The organism is Anaerococcus sp. Marseille-Q7828 (assembly GCF_949769285.1).
In the GTDB taxonomy this organism is placed as follows: Bacteria; Bacillota; Clostridia; order Tissierellales; family Peptoniphilaceae; genus Anaerococcus.
Genome location: NZ_OX458331.1, coordinates 95,652 through 109,472 on the forward strand (window position 1 = coordinate 95,652; position 13,821 = coordinate 109,472).

General features: G+C 35.1%; 14 protein-coding genes. 3 read left to right on the plus strand and 11 right to left on the minus strand.

Annotated elements, in window-relative coordinates:
• Positions 1-8: 8 nt before the first annotated feature.
• Positions 9-1,847, minus strand: a complete 1,839-nt coding sequence (htpG, locus tag QNH69_RS00465; RefSeq protein ID WP_282928685.1) for a molecular chaperone HtpG — start codon at positions 1,845-1,847, stop codon at positions 9-11.
• A 54-nt stretch (positions 1,848-1,901) separates the two neighbouring features.
• Positions 1,902-2,288 carry a hypothetical protein gene (locus QNH69_RS00470; RefSeq protein ID WP_282928686.1) on the minus strand — a complete coding sequence of 129 codons (387 nt, stop codon included), beginning with the start codon at positions 2,286-2,288 and terminating at the stop codon, positions 1,902-1,904.
• Positions 2,289-2,384: 96 nt separating this feature from the next.
• Between QNH69_RS00470 and QNH69_RS00475 the strand changes: the two genes are divergently transcribed.
• Positions 2,385-2,597: a DUF1858 domain-containing protein gene (locus QNH69_RS00475; protein WP_073997337.1), complete on the plus strand. Its 213-nt coding sequence runs from the start codon at positions 2,385-2,387 to the stop codon at positions 2,595-2,597.
• Between the two features lie 41 nt (positions 2,598-2,638).
• Here QNH69_RS00475 and QNH69_RS00480 read toward each other — a convergent pair whose 3' ends face one another.
• The 3 genes from QNH69_RS00480 to QNH69_RS00490 all read right to left on the minus strand — a co-directional run bounded on the left by QNH69_RS00480 (position 2,639) and on the right by QNH69_RS00490 (position 6,131).
• Positions 2,639-3,154, minus strand: coding sequence for an NUDIX domain-containing protein (locus QNH69_RS00480; RefSeq protein WP_282928687.1), 516 nt, complete (start codon positions 3,152-3,154; stop codon positions 2,639-2,641).
• Positions 3,155-3,227: 73 nt separating this feature from the next.
• On the minus strand, positions 3,228-4,877 hold the full coding sequence (locus QNH69_RS00485; RefSeq protein ID WP_282928688.1) for a putative manganese-dependent inorganic diphosphatase: 1,650 nt from the start codon (positions 4,875-4,877) through the stop codon (positions 3,228-3,230).
• Between the two features lie 9 nt (positions 4,878-4,886).
• Positions 4,887-6,131 (minus strand): hemolysin family protein, encoded by a 1,245-nt coding sequence (locus QNH69_RS00490; RefSeq protein WP_282928689.1) that lies wholly within the window; start codon positions 6,129-6,131, stop codon positions 4,887-4,889.
• 111 nt (positions 6,132-6,242) lie between these two features.
• On the opposite strand from QNH69_RS00490, the gene QNH69_RS00495 reads away from it, so the two are divergent.
• Positions 6,243-7,562, plus strand: a complete 1,320-nt coding sequence (locus QNH69_RS00495; RefSeq protein ID WP_282928690.1) for an NCS2 family permease — start codon at positions 6,243-6,245, stop codon at positions 7,560-7,562.
• A 55-nt stretch (positions 7,563-7,617) separates the two neighbouring features.
• Here the strand turns inward: QNH69_RS00495 and QNH69_RS00500 are convergent, their stop codons facing one another.
• The gene (locus QNH69_RS00500) at positions 7,618-7,914 is read right to left on the minus strand and encodes an MTH1187 family thiamine-binding protein (protein ID WP_282928691.1); all 297 of its coding nucleotides are present in this window, start codon (positions 7,912-7,914) and stop codon (positions 7,618-7,620) included.
• A 9-nt stretch (positions 7,915-7,923) separates the two neighbouring features.
• Positions 7,924-9,192, minus strand: coding sequence for a M18 family aminopeptidase (locus tag QNH69_RS00505; protein WP_282928692.1), 1,269 nt, complete (start codon positions 9,190-9,192; stop codon positions 7,924-7,926).
• 122 nt (positions 9,193-9,314) lie between these two features.
• Between QNH69_RS00505 and QNH69_RS00510 the strand changes: the two genes are divergently transcribed.
• The gene (locus tag QNH69_RS00510; protein WP_282928693.1) at positions 9,315-9,890 is read left to right on the plus strand and encodes a xanthine phosphoribosyltransferase; all 576 of its coding nucleotides are present in this window, start codon (positions 9,315-9,317) and stop codon (positions 9,888-9,890) included.
• Positions 9,891-9,914: 24 nt separating this feature from the next.
• Here the strand turns inward: QNH69_RS00510 and QNH69_RS00515 are convergent, their stop codons facing one another.
• From QNH69_RS00515 to QNH69_RS00530, 4 genes are read right to left on the minus strand one after another with little or no spacing between them, the layout of a single operon-like run.
• Positions 9,915-11,021 (minus strand): Sapep family Mn(2+)-dependent dipeptidase, encoded by a 1,107-nt coding sequence (locus QNH69_RS00515; RefSeq protein ID WP_282928694.1) that lies wholly within the window; start codon positions 11,019-11,021, stop codon positions 9,915-9,917.
• A gap of 2 nt (positions 11,022-11,023) precedes the next feature.
• Positions 11,024-11,971 carry a N(4)-(beta-N-acetylglucosaminyl)-L-asparaginase gene (locus tag QNH69_RS00520; RefSeq protein WP_282928695.1) on the minus strand — a complete coding sequence of 316 codons (948 nt, stop codon included), beginning with the start codon at positions 11,969-11,971 and terminating at the stop codon, positions 11,024-11,026.
• Between the two features lies 1 nt (position 11,972).
• Positions 11,973-12,698, minus strand: coding sequence for a copper homeostasis protein CutC (locus QNH69_RS00525; protein ID WP_282928696.1), 726 nt, complete (start codon positions 12,696-12,698; stop codon positions 11,973-11,975).
• The gene (locus QNH69_RS00530; RefSeq protein ID WP_282928697.1) at positions 12,688-13,791 is read right to left on the minus strand and encodes a MupG family TIM beta-alpha barrel fold protein; all 1,104 of its coding nucleotides are present in this window, start codon (positions 13,789-13,791) and stop codon (positions 12,688-12,690) included. Before QNH69_RS00530 ends, QNH69_RS00525 begins: the two co-directional genes overlap by 11 nt.
• Between the last annotated feature and the right edge of the window lie 30 nt (positions 13,792-13,821).

Sequence of the window (13,821 nt, forward strand, 5' to 3'; positions counted from 1 at the left end):
ATTTCCCCCTAAATAAGTTTCCAAATATTTTTTGTAAATTCTACTGGATCATCTATTTCTAGGCCTTCGATTAGTTTTGCTTGGCCTAGTAAGAGATTTACTATCTCTTTTTTCTCATCATCTTCTGCATTTTGTAGAAGTTCATAAGCTTTGGTGTTTTTGCCGATTTCTAGGACTTTTTCAGCCTTAATCTCTGGTGAATTAGGTTGATTTTTGAGAGCTTTTTCCATCTCTATTGAGATATCTCCTCTTTGTTTAATCATTGCTGGTACATCTTCAAGTTTGTCTGTAAACTTGATGTCAACCACATCATCTGACAAATCTTTTAGCAGTTTTTCTATCAAGTCCTTATCGTCTGTATTTTCCTCAGCCTTTTCATCTTCTTCTGCTATAGACTTAAACTTCAATCCTTGGTATTCATCTAACATTCTAATTAGAAATTCGTCAATAGTTTGGTCTAAAAGAAGGACATCTCTACCATCTTCCACCATTGATAAGGCTGGAGAATTCTTGATTTTTTCTATGGAATCACCTGTTGCATACAAGATATTTTCATCAGTTGATTTCATATTTTCTTTGTAGGCCTTTAGTGAAATAAGCTTATCCTCATTTTTTGAATAGAAGAGTAGTAGGTCTTCTAGGTCTGCTTTTTTTGCTCCAAAGGATTCATAGATGGCTACTTTAATATTGTTGCCAAATTCCTTGAAGAAGTCTTCGTATTTTTCTGGTTCTTTTTCCATCATTTCAAGCAAATGAGCGTTGATTTTCTTGTTAATTTGTCTAGAAATAACCCTAAGTTGCCTATCTTGTTGTAAGGTTTCCCTTGATATATTTAGTGTCAAATCGTCACTTTCAACAACACCCTTTGCAAATGAATATGCATCATCAATAAGGTCTTCGCTTCTGTCCATAATCTTTACACCGTGAGTATAAAGTTGCAAACCCTTTTGATAATCTTTTGAATAATAGTCAAAAGGAGCTTTTTTAGGAATGTAAATTATAGACTTAAATTCTACCATGCCCTCTACCTTAAGGTGTAGCCAAGAAAGTGGTTCATCAAAGCCAAAATGTTGGTCTTGGTAGAAGTTGATGTAGTCCTCATCTGTTAGGTCATTCTTATTTTTCTTCCAAATTGGAGTTTCAGAATTTAGGATATCGTAGTCTTTATAATCTTCATATTTCGGCTCATCTTCTGTAGAGTCCTCAGCAAGTCTTGTCTTATTAACTTCCATCTTGATTGGATATCTGATGTAGTTGGAGTACTTGCTGATAAGATTTTTAATCCTAAATTGATCTAAATAGTCGTCATAATTTTCATCTTCAGTATTTTCTTTTAGGAAAAGAATTATTTCTGTACCGTGATTTTCCTTTTCTATTTCAGAAATTTCAAAACCATCGGCATTTTCACTGACCCACTCATAGGCCTTATCTTCGCCATATTCCTTGGATCTTACTATAATCTTATCAGCTACCATAAAGGCAGAATAAAACCCTACACCAAATTGACCGATTAAGTCCTTAATGTCAGAGTTTTCAACAGTTTCCTTAAAGCTTTGGGTACCAGATTTTGCAATAGTTCCTAAGTTTTCTTTCAAATCTTCTTCATTCATTCCAATACCAGTATCGTAAACTGTAAGTGTTCTATTTTCACTATTTGGAATGATTTCTATATAATAATCTTCCTTGTTTGTTTCGGAATCAGATTTTAAATCCTTGTAATATATTTTATCTAGTGCATCTGAAGCGTTTGATATCAACTCTCTTAAAAATATTTCTTTGTTAGTATAGATTGAATTGATCATCAAATCCATAACTTTTTTTGCTTCAGCCTTGAATTCTTGTCTCATATAACCTCCTTAGCACTCTGATAGACTAACTGCTAATATTATACTAAGCCTAGGTTAATTTTCAATTAATTTACTTTCTATCTCAGCCAGCCTCTTAGCTTTTTTTACAAGAAGCTTTTGTATGGCAATCCTCTCTCCTATATATTTTTCTTTATTTTCTTTAATCTTTTTTTGTGAAAGTTTGCTTGTGATAAAAAGGCTTATGGCAAATACAAAAAATATGATGCCAACTAAGCCGTTATTTTCACCAAAAAAATTAATCTTACTTACTAACAATCCAACTAGGATTGTAATTATTATAGGAGGGGTAACTACCTTGTAAAAAGCAACTGAATTTCCAGCATTTGCTACAGCATCATTTGCTATCTTTAAATCCCCTCTTAACTTTAATATGTCCTTTGTAATATCTTCTTTTTCTCTTAATAATTCTTCTTTTCCCATCATTCCTCCATAAAAAACAAATCTCAATCCCTAGTCAACTACTTGTATTTGCTCCAAATTTGGAGTAACATAGTCTTATGAAAAGGGGGCGCTTAAATGGAAAATACTAATACAACTGGCACAGTTGAAATCACCCGCGATATGCTTATAGGTGAGATTATCCAAGCTAAGCCAGAAACTATAAATACACTACTAATGGCCGGTATGGGATGCATAGCTTGCCCATCTTCACTATATGAAACATTGGAAGAAGCTTGCATGGTTCACGGTATGGATTGTGAATACCTACTTGACCAATTAAATAGATAAACTCGAAATTTTAACTTCGAGTTTTTTATATTTCCAAGTTTTTAAATTTCTACATATCTATTGTCTTTGCTTAAATCAAACAAAAATCTTATGAAACTTTCCTTATATCTTACGAATTTTTCCTCTCTTCTAAGCTTGATCACTTCGTCAAGGCTTGCCCACTTGGCATCTGATACTTCTTCTTCTTGTAAGCTTAGACTTTCTAGGTCTACATCTTTATTGATTACATAAAAGTCATCAAAGCCCATAGGAAAATTGGCCGTTACTAGGGGTCTAATGTGTTTGAAATCTATATCTAGACCTAACTCTTCAAAAAGTTCTCTTTGAGCCCCCATTTGTGAAGATTCATGTGTTGATACTGCTCCTCCACAGGTCACATCCCAAAGGCCTGGCATCTTCTTATTTAGGGTTCTTTGTTGGATTAATAACTGACCAAGTTTGTTAAATATACAAACGTGAACCACCATCCTATAAAAGCCCTTTGGTTGGGCAGATCCCCTTATATAAGTTTTATCAGTTTTTTGCCTATTCTCATCGTATAAATCCATTATCTCCATGACATCACTCCTAGAGTATTATTACCCAATTAGTCTAATATATAAAATAATCCTAGCCGAAGCTAGGAGAATTTTAATTATTATTGGTCATTGCATTTGTTAGTCTTGGTATCACTTGTTTTTTACGGCTTAAAACTCCAGGAGCTGATATAGTTCCATTTGTTACCTTGTGACCAAACTCTTCTTCAATATCTTCAATATGCTTTCCTACAACAAGTAGTTCGCTTGTTTCATTGAATATGTCTGTTAATACCAGAACGAAGGTTGATTCTCCGTTTTTGTGAATTTTTTCTTCCATAAGTCCCACTATCTCATCTCTTAAAGGTTCTAGTTCTTCTGGATTCATAGTCATCACTTGGCCAACTCTGACATTTTCACCACTGATTGTAAAAGTTTTTACATCACCTTCTACTATATCTTTTGGAGATTTTTCTTTTAAAGAAGTACCTGCCTTAAACATTTGATTTGCAAAGTCTTCTACGTCAATATCAGCAATTTTGCTCATCCTGTCGACCATACGTCTATCGACATCGGTTGTTGTTGGAGACCTAAATAGCAGGGTGTCTGATATGATTGCCGCACATAGGATACCAGCTATTTCCTTGCTTGGTCTAAGACCACTTTCTAGATACATTTCTGAAACAATAGTTGCTGTTGAACCTACTGGTTCAGCTCTAAAGAATAGAGGTGCTGTTGTAGATATATTTGCTACCCTGTGGTGGTCTATAATTTCAATTATTTCTGCTTGATCAATATCATCTACTGATTGGTTTTTCTCGTTGTGATCAACTAGGATTAGTTTTTTCATCTTTGATGAGATGAGGTGGTATCTAGAAATTGATCCTACAACTTTTTTGTTGCTATCAACAACAGGATATGATCTAAACCTAGATTTTCCCATGACTTCTCTTACTTGATCTATGGTGTCATTTTCGGAGAAATATATCAAATCTCCTGTAGTCATAACGTGACCAACTGGTATTGTCATAGGTAAGAGACGAGAAGTCATAAATGTATTAAATTCTGTGGATAGGATTGTTACATTGTTGTTGAATGCATAGTCCTTGAGGTCTTCATCCATAGTAGAACCATTTGTAAGAATAATTAGAGAAGCCTTTCTAGAGATTAAATATTCTACATAATCTGTTCTGTTGCCTAGGATAACTATTTCGCCTTCTCCAAAGTATGAATCAAAGTCTGGATCATCGTCATTCATGGCCATGACAGTCATCTTTCCATCTAATTTGCTTGGATTTTTTGGCATTACAAGTGGTTTTGCTTTCAAAACATCAATAATATTTTCAATTGGCGTGTTTGCCCTGCCAATTATCTGGTCATCCCACACGTCCATATATGATTTGGTGATATTTGAAAGTGAAGCTATGCCAATTAGTTTGCCATTATCGTCAATTACTGATAAAGAGTGGGTAAGTCCTTCTTGGAAGATGTTCCAAGCAGTTCTTACAGGTATGGATGGGTCAATAGCAAAGGATTTATCAATGTTTATATCCTTTACTTGTAAAAGCATAGATTCTTTAAGAAGAGGAGCTTCTAGCCCAAAATAATTTAGGACAAATTTGGTTTCTGGGTTAAGCTTTCCTAATCTAATAGGAATAGCATGCACATCTCCTTGCCTATTCTTTAGATCTGCATAGGCAAGACTTGCTACGATTGTATCAGTGTCTGGATTCTTGTGTCCGGTGATGTATACAGTTTCTTTCATCTTCTCTCCTTAAATAAACTCAACTTTTAACATTTCGATTTTGTATCTGTCAACCTTATCCACTATTATATTTATATTATCAACATTAACCATATCCCCTTCAACAGGAATTCTCGATAGGTGGTCTATAACATAGCCCCCTATGGAGTCATTTTTGATCTCTTGAATATCCAAGTTAAAATAAGCGTTAAAATCGCTCAAGTGTAGGGATGGTTTTACTAGGTAGGTATTTTCATTTACCTTAAAAATATCTTTATCATCAGTATCATACTCGTCGTCAATTTCTCCAACTAGCTCTTCAACTATATCTTCAATTGAAACAAGTCCACTTGTGCCTCCATACTCGTCAATAACTACAGCAAGGGATACATTTTCGCTTCTCATATTGGTAAATAGGTCAAATATGTGCATATTGTCATAAACATAAAAGGCTGGCCTTACAATCTCTGCCAAATCCAAATCTTTTCCATCTGCAATGGCAGAAACAATATCCTTCATATGCAAGATACCTATTATATTATCAATGTTTTTCCCATAAACAGGTATCCTAGAGTGGTTGGTGTTTCTCAATAGGTCATTTAGTTCCTCTTCAGTGCAATCAAGGGATATTGCTTCCATATTTGTCCTTGGGGTCATGATATCAGACACGTCAGAATTCCCAAATTCAAATACATTATTTATCATTTCGCTCTCTTCGTTATTGATGACACCCTGCTCTTCAGAAACATCAACTATAGTCTTCAAATCTTCTTCTGTAACTATGCTAGTTTCTTCCTTCTCTCCAATTAGGGCCTTTGAAATAGCTCCTGTAATCTTGCCTAGAATAAAATTTATTGGTTTTAAAATAATATCACAAAATCTGATTGGCCTAGCCACCCTTAGGGCCAGCTCTTCACTATTTGCAGTAGCTATGTTTTTTGGTGTTACCTCGCCAAATATAAGGATTACAATTGTAAGTATAATTGGAGAAATAACTGCCCCTCTAGGTCCCATGACCTCAGTAAAAAAAATAGTTGCAACTGTTGTAGTTACAATATTTACTATATTGTTACCTATAAGTATTGAAGTTAGGACAGATCCAATATTGTCCACTAGTTTTTTCACCAAAGGAGCCTTGGCAACTCCATTTTTTTCCATTTGTCTTATTTTAAATATATTTACACTAGTAAGTGCTGTCTCAGATGATGAGAAAAATGCCGATAAAAAAATTCCAATTATTATTACTATTAATCGGATTATATTTGTAGTACTCATATATCCTCCTAGGGATATTATAATGTATGACCATTAAAAAATAAAGAACTTTAGCGAATTTTAATTTTTTGCGTATAATACCCTTGTATCACAAAATATTAGGAGGAAATAATGGCACTTGAATCGTTTAACGAACGTAGATTCAAACTACGTGAACATGGTACAGATACTCGTACAGAAATTATGGCCGGTATAACTACATTTATGACAATGTCCTATATCCTAGCTGTAAACCCTGCAATTCTTTCTGACGCGGGAATGGATGGAGGAGCGGTATTTACTGCAACAATCCTTGCATCAATAGTTGCAATGCTTTGCATGGCATTTTATGCAAATATGCCTTTTGGCCTATCAGCAGGCATGGGATTAAATGCGTTTTTTGCCTATACAGTTGTAAGCCAAATGGGGATGAGTTGGCAATTTGCACTAACAGCAGTATTTCTTGAAGGTCTTATATTTATAATTTTATCATTCACCGGCATACGCGAATCACTCTTCAATGCTATCCCAATTAACCTTAAAAAAGCAGTATCAGTTGCTATAGGACTATTTATAGCCCTAATCGGTTTGATAAACGCAGGTATCGTTGGAGTAGGAGAAATATCTCTAGAGCTTTCAAACATAGCATCTGCTGAAGGTTTTGTATTCTTTTTTGCACTTATAGTAATGATAGTACTTACAGCAAGAGGTGTTAAAGGAGCCCTATTATGGGGAATCTTAGCTTCAACTATAGTTGGCCTTATCACAGGAGTAACACATTTTCCAGAAGGAAATACTATTATGTCCCTACCACCAACAATAAAACCAATAGCATTTCAGTTAGACTTTTCTAACATTTTTTCCTTTGAAATGTTCTCAGTTTTATTCTCATTTTTATTTGTAGACATCTTTGATACCCTAGGAACCCTAACAGGGGTTGCAACAAAAGCAAAAATGCTTGATAAAGATGGCAACCTACCTGATGGATCAAAGGCTCTATTAGCAGATGCAGTAGGTACAACACTCGGAGCATTATTAGGAACATCAACAATTACTACCTTTGTAGAATCATCTGCAGGTGTAGCAGAAGGTGGAAGAACAGGTTTAACAGCCCTATCAACAGCAGCATGCTTTGCAATTGCAGCATTTTTCTTCCCATTATTTTCAATAATCCCAGCTCAAGCAACAGCGGCAGCACTCGTAGTAGTAGGATTATTTATGCTATCAACAGTAGTAGAAATCAATTTCTCAGACATCACAGAAGCTTTCCCAGCATTCATGACCATACTAATGATGCCTGCAACATATTCTATAGCTGAAGGTATATCATTTGGAATGATCTCATATGCAGGAATTAAACTACTAACAGGTCGTGGCAAAGAAGTAAGTCCGCTTGTATATGGCCTTGCAGTAATATTTTTACTAAGATATATAGTTCCAGTTTTCCTATAAGAACAAAAAACAATCAAAAAAAGATTGCCATAAAATTGCGGCAATCTTTTTAAATTTACAATTTTTCATTAACAGATTTGATTTTTTCTTCCATATGAGCTTCTTTGTCTCTCCTGTCATCCATCTTAATAACAGAATAAACTCTCTTAGCTCCTGCATCAAAGACTTCTTCTTGCATTTGTCTAACAACTTTTAATAATTCGTCTGGGTCCCCCTCAAGAACTGTGCCCATAGGGTTTAACTCATGCTTTATCCCAGATTCTTTGAGTATCTTACTAGCTGCTGCTACATATTTACTCACAGATGTAGCCTCAGTTCCAATTGGTACCAATGTTAGTTCAAGTATAGCCATTTCTTCTCCTTATAATTCGTAAAATGCCTTGTAAATCTTGTAGGCATCGTAGTGATCTTCTATGCCGCCTAGTTCTCTGATTGAGTGCATTGCTAGTATTGGTTCGCCTACGTCTATTGATACTATTCCAAGGCCTGTTGATGCTATTGGCCCTATTGTTGAACCACCTTGCTTGTCGTTTCTGTTGTGGAATTTTTGTATCTTTGATCCTATAGAGTTTGCTAGGTCGATTAGTCTTGCATTTGATGCTATATTTGATGAATAGGCACCATTTGCTGCAGTTTTTATAACAAGTCCTCCATTCATTTTGATAGGGTTTGTTGGGTCATGGTATTCTTTGAAGTTTGGGTGAACTGCATGGGCTTGATCTGCAGAAATTAGATATGAGTTGGCTAGTGCTATATAAAAGTCTTCCTCATCTAATCCGCATTTTTCGCACAATCTTTTTAGTGTATCTCTTAAAAATGGTGAGAAAGCACCTGTAGGTGTTCTAGATCCTATTTCTTCATTGTCGTTTAGTACCAAAACATTGTTTTTATTAGCTTTACTATGGCACATTGCCATAAGTGATGCGTGGACAGAGCCTAGGTTATCAATGCGGCCAATTTGATACATATTGTTGATGATGGCACCTTTTTGTCTGTCATATAGGCCCAAGTCAAAGTCTAGTATAGAGTCTTTATCTATGCCCAACTCTTCTGCCAATAATTTTTCCAAATATCCACCTTCAAAGTTTTCTTCTATAGTTTGAATTATTGGATAAAGGTGGTTTTGTGGATTTATTTCAAAACCCTTATTTACTTCTCTATTCATATGAATAGCAGCATTTGGTATGGTTAGTAAGTCTCTATCAAAGTTTACAAGGCTAGTTTTGATTTTTCCGTCTTCCTTGTAGGATACTTTTCCAGCCAAAGATAGGGTTCGATCAGTCCATGTTGAATAGATCATGCCACCATAAGGTTCTATATTTAGCTTTAGATATCCACTATCTATCATCTCAGAATTGGATTTTAACTTAAAGGTAGGGCTATCGGTATGAGATCCAATGATATCAAAACCTTGTGTTAGATCATCTCCTACAGTAAAAGCGATTAGAGCTGTGTCATTGCGGCTTACATAGTATTTATTATTTTTTTCTACCTCCCACTTTTCGTTTTCTTTTAGCTCTTTAAATCCATTTTCATTTAAGATTTTTTTCGCATTTTCTACTGCAAAATAATTCAAGGGACTTCTGTCAATAAAATTAATTAAATCTTTACAAAATTCTAAACTGTTCATACTAATATCTTACCCATTTTTAGCCCTTGGTCCCAATATAAGCAGGCTAACCTTTGACTATTTTTCTTTTAGTCTTATAATATAAATAATAAGTTTTACATAAATTAGATGAAGGAGTTATGATGAAAGAATTACAAGATAAAATTCTAGAAGAAGGCATTGTTCTGGGCCGCGATATATTAAAAGTAGATTCATTTTTAAATCAACAAATAGATGTAGATTTGATTTCAAAGATGGGCAAAGAATTTGCTGAACATTTCAAAGATAAAAAAATTGATAAGGTCTTTACTGTAGAATCTTCAGGCATAGCCCCAGCTCTTGCAACAGCAAGCGAGCTAGGTGTGAAATGCGTATTTGGCAGAAAAAAACAATCTCTAACAACCAGTGAAGAAGTTTACCATTCTAGTGTATTCTCATTTACTAAGCAAGTTATGAATGAGCTTATTGTAAATAAGGAATTCATTAGTGAAGGTGAAAATGTACTAATGATTGACGACTTCCTTGCCAATGGCCAAGCTGCAAAAGGCATGATTGCCATAATCAGACAAGCTGGTGCAAATCCTGTAGGATGCGGCATAGTAATAGAAAAATCTTTCTCAAATGGACGTTCAATTATCGAAGATATGGGAGTTGAAGTATATTCCCTAGCAAGAATAAAAAGTCTTTCAGAAGACGGCATAGAATTTGAAGAAAACTAAAAAGGTAGAGGGTTGACTTAACCCCTACCTTTTTAATTTATCCAACCTATAAATACCAATGGCGTATATCTTTGCCATATCTAACAAGTCATCTATGTCTATCCACTCATCTGGCAAATGAGCTATGCCATTTTGCCCTGGAAACGATGGGCCGAATCCTATTACATTTGGGCAATAGTGAGCATAGGTCATGCCCGTTGTTGTATTTGGACTGATATTATCTCCAGTGTAGTCATTATAGGCTTGGTTTAGCCTTGATACTAGAAGAGAGTCCCTTGATTCTCTACTAGGTCCATAATATTTTACCAAATTTACATTTAAATCCTTGGACTTTTCTTCTATTTTTTTTGTTAAATCATCTATTTCTATTTCAGGAGTAGATAAAACTAATCTTATGGAAGAATCATTTTTTTCTGCAAGTTTTACAATTATTTGGCCAAAGGTCTCATCTTTAAAATCCAAGTCCAATTTTTCTTTGATTTTGTCTTTATCACTTAGGAAATCTTCATAAAATGGATTTAAAGCATCTCCTGTGATTTCAAGTTCTGCCCTTCCTCTTTCTGCAAAGATTGCCGGGAATTTGTTGTCTGGAACAAAACCCATAATAGGCGGCTTTTCGCATTCAAGATAGTATTTAAGGTCACTCATACCAGATTCTTCATCAGAGCCAAATACCATTCTTACTTGGTGGTTCATGGAATATCCTAAGTTTTTAAGAGCAAGCAGACCGTAAAATGCTGCCATAGACGGCCCTTTATTATCCAGAGCTCCCCTACCATAAATCCTATTATCTTTAAAAGTTGCCTCAAAAGGTGGATAGGTCCATTTTTTTTGATCACCTGCTGCGACCACATCAAGGTGACCAAATATTCCAATATATTTATCGGAATTGCCAATAGAACTATAGGCCATATGGTTTCCTACAAAATGAGTTTCAAGTCCCTCTCTTTTTGAAATCTCCATAGCTTTTTCCAATGCCTTTTTAGGATATATCCCATAGGGAGCATCTTCTTGTGCTTTCCCCCTTACGCTTGGAATTTCTATAAGGCTTATTATGTCAGAAATTAAATAATCTTTTAATCTGTCAATCTCAGCTATTAATTTTTTTTCAAATTCGCTTATATTTTTCATAGTTACCTTCTAGTTGACATATATTCTTCAAACCATTTTTCACTTGCTTTTTCTATAGTTGTCATGCCTTCGATGTTTTTTGCAAGGTAGATTGTAGGACTTTCTTTTTCTGATGCATAGACAAAAGAAAATTCCTTGGTGTTGGTTGCTGCCCCCATATTCCCATTTTTATCTATGGCTATGATGGATAGATCAGAAATCTCTCTCTTTGCTTTTAGCTTCTTATCGATCTCTTCCATAGCCTTTTGGCAAGCTTCTTGTGCATTTAGTCCATCTTTCATATTCCTTACTACTTCATAGCTTATTAGATGTCTCATAAGGTCTTCGCCCATACCAGTTGCAGCACAAGCTCCATACTCACTATTTGCATAAAAACCAGAGCCTACTAGAGGACTATCTCCTACCCTACCAGGATGTTTCATAAAAAGTCCTGAAGTTGAAGTTCCAACAGAGATATTATTACTATCATCTAGGGCACAAACACAAACTGTATCAGCCGCATCATAATCAGACCCATCGTAGGCTGATAGCTTTGCCCTGTCTTCCTTGAGTCTGGCAAAATACTTGTCCTTGGCCCTATCTGTAAGCATATTGCATCTCTCAAAACCATTTTGATCTGCATATGCTTCTGCTCCAATACCAGCCAAGATATTATTGTAATTCTCTTTTGAAAGCTTTATGGCAAGATCTATGGGGTTTTTGATATTTTTCACAGCCATGACGGCTCCTATATCAAAAGTATCTCCATCCATAAAACCAGCATCTAATTCAACTTCCATGTTTTTATTTGGAAGACCACCATAACCTACCGACTTAAAGTATGGATTGTCCTCCACGTCATTTATAGCAATTTTTATAGCTTCCTTGCTACTTGCACCTTCCTTAAGAAGATTATTTGCTTTTTCTATACCATTTTTAACCATAGCCCAAGTTCCAATTATTGCCCACATATCATCCTCCTATTTGATCCAAAACTTTTCTAGCTTCTTTTACCTTGTCAAAACTTGTCACATATTTACCCTTGGAAGGTATTTCTAGGTCGGATTTATAAGTGATATGGGATTCTTTTTTAACCTTTGCAGACATATGGAAATTTGATATCTTGGTCTTTTCATAAATCTCTCTTATATTGCAAGCATCTACTCCAGATCCAGCCATAATTTCGATTTTATCTCCGTATTTTTCTTGGATATGGGAAATCAAGTCTATGCCTCCAAGAGCTGTTGATTTTTTGCCAGAAGTTAATATTCTAATAATTCCCATGTCAATTAATTGGCCAATCACTTGATCTCCATCTTTTGAGTAATCGAAAGCCCTATGCAAGACTAGAGGATAGGGTTTGGCTAACTCTACTATTTCTCTAAGCAAATCCAAATCTAAGCGTCCATCTTCTTTTATGGCTCCAAAAACAAAACCATCTATGGGATATTTTTTGTAGGCTTTGATTGCTTCCTTTATTTGTTCAATTTCCTTTCTACTATAGGTAAAATCACCATCGCGAGGTCTTAGCATGACAAATTTTTCTATTTGCTCATTCTTACAAGCATAGGAAACTAGTCCCAAGTCCGGACTTAATCCGTCAGCAAATAAAGCAGAACAAATCTCAACCCTATCAGCCCCTCCCCTTACTGCATTGTCAAAGGATTCTAGAGAATCTATACATATCTCAAGCTTCATCTGCTAACCTCAATCCAAATCTTTGCCATGGTTTTAGGAAATCTATTATAAAAATTTCATCTTCAGCAATATGACCTACCACATTGGTAAGACCATTATTTTTCATATCTGTTTTTGCTATTTGTAGCTCTCCTGTATAGTGACCGTATCCATTGCCATCGATTAAGATGTCTCCTTTTTTGATTAATTCTGGAGTGTTTACTTGTGGGAAGTCACTGCCCTTGTACTTGACCCTAGATTGGGATGAGCGGATGAGATGGTCAGATACATCTCCCCTGTATAAATGTTCTTCCTTAAGAACTATTTTTGTCATTATATCTGTGATTTTATCTTCTAACTTGACATTAAAAACTACTTTTGTTAAATCTACATTTGATAGTTTTTCAAGCTCATCTTCACTAGCATAAGAGTTTGAAATCAATATATCGTCAATATTATCCATTGCTACATAATGCTTTAACTGAACATCTATAGGTAGATTCCTGTGCATTTCTAGGGTCGGTAGCTTATCATCTACTGGCCATGGTCCAAAAGCTTCTTCGTTTTGGCTTGTTATAAAGGCAGCAGTTCTTAGCTTATATTGGTTGAACTTTTCTGTTGTCTTGTAGAAAAAATCAAGAGAAAGTCCTGTGTAATTGTGGGGGTAAAAGTTATGGCAGCCTATCAAATTGTATTTATTTGGCTGATAGTCCATGATAGCATCAATCATATGGTTATCAATGCTCATATTTATTTCCACTTTGAGATTTTGATTATTATGGGTCATGGAAGCTTCTGGGAATCCATTAAAGCCACCATCAAGCCTAATCCCATCTACATATATTTCATTAAAAAATGAATAGTCACCTGCCTTGACTCCAAGTTTGTCAAATACTGCTGGATTGACATCAACTATAGTCTCATAGCCCAGGTCCTTGGCAAATTTATTAATCTCAACAAATTTATCTTTTCTCTTCTCATCTTCTAAATCATCAAATTCTATCAATGATGAGAAAATCCTTCTAAAACCCTTGCTATAGGCAAGTTTCAAATATTCTTTCAGTTCATTAGTATCAGATTTATCTGGATATATGGATATGCCCAAACGTCTCATTTTTACTCTCCTTTATGCTTCTTACAATAT